Genomic DNA, 1236 nt, shown 5'->3' with positions numbered 1-1236 from the left:
CCCCGACACCGTGGGCCACGAAGGCCACAACCCCTACCGGGGCCACTTCTGCGCCCACGCGGTGACCACGGTGCCCGGGACCCGGGTCGGCACCCTGCTGCCGGGGACGCACCAGGTCGCCACGCACCACCACCAGGCGGTGGACCGCCTCGGCGCGGGGTGGATCGTCGCCGCCCGTGCGGCGGACGGCACGGTCGAGGCGATCGAGAGCACCCGGTACCGCTTCGCCGTGGGCGTCCAGTGGCACCCGGAGATGGGTGCCGACGCGCCGGTCGTGCGGGCTCTGGTGGCTGCCGCGGGCTCCGCCGAGGGCACCGGTCCCGTCCGGACGGCCGCCACGTCCGCGGTGCGAAGTGGGCCGGGCCGGATTTTCCCGACACAGGTGTCTTGACACCCCGGGGCGCACCCCGCAGGATCACAGCGTGAACCTGTCAGACAGCCAGACAGGTGGCCCCCTTCCCCGGCGCGTCAGCGCCATGGAAGCGGTCTTCGGCCACCTGCGCAGCGCCATCGAGCGCGGCGAGTACGCCGTAGGCGACAAGCTCCCCTCGGAAGCCGAGTTGTGCCGCACCCTCGAGGTCAGCCGACCCGTTCTGCGGGAGGCGCTCCGGGCTCTCCAGGCCATGGGGCTCACCGTCTCCAGGAGCGGCAAGGGCACCTTCGTCGTGGCCAACACGGTCGAGGACCCGACCTTCGGCGACTACGCCGCCAGCGACCTGCTGGAGGTGCGCCGGCACGTCGAGATCCCGGTCGCCGGGTACGCCGCGCTGCGGCGCACCCCCGAGGACCTGGACCACCTGGGCCATCTGCTGGACCGGATGGAGCAGGAGACCGACACCACCGCGTGGGTGGCGATGGACACCGTCTTCCACCTGGCGGTGGCCGAGGCCTCCCGCAATCCCGTCTTCCGCCGCGTCATCGAGGAGATCCGCGACGCACTGGCGCGTCAGTCGACCTTCCTCAACGAACTGGGCGGCCGGCGCGAGCAGTCCAACTGCGAGCACCGGGCGATCCTGGAAGCGCTGGTCGACGGCAGCGAGCACGACGCGGTGGAAGCCATGTCCCACCACCTGCTACGGGTCGAGACGACCCTCACCGACATCGTGCGCCCTCAGCGCACCACCGCCCTCACGGAAGGCAGACCCGAGGCGTGAGCGAGCAGTTCCTCAAAGACGAGAAGCGCCCCACGACCCGTCACGTCGACGCCGGCGACACCGGCTACAGCAAGTCCTTGAA

Annotated in this window: 2 protein-coding genes; both read left to right on the top strand. The window is 71.6% G+C overall.

The window, feature by feature from the left end:
• Window positions 1–391 (top strand): gamma-glutamyl-gamma-aminobutyrate hydrolase family protein (locus VR44_RS09000; RefSeq protein ID WP_045946880.1); only part of this gene is annotated, 391 nt, incomplete at its 5' end.
• Between the two features lie 31 nt (window positions 392–422).
• A complete protein-coding gene (locus tag VR44_RS08995; protein WP_094191512.1) occupies window positions 423–1154 on the top strand; it encodes a FadR/GntR family transcriptional regulator in 732 nt (243 codons plus the stop codon).
• The last annotated feature ends 82 nt before the right edge of the window (window positions 1155–1236 follow it).

Origin of the sequence: Streptomyces katrae (assembly GCF_000966975.1) — a bacterium.
GTDB lineage: Bacteria > Actinomycetota > Actinomycetes > Streptomycetales > Streptomycetaceae > Streptomyces > Streptomyces katrae.
This window is presented reverse-complemented; position numbering and strand designations above follow the sequence as displayed.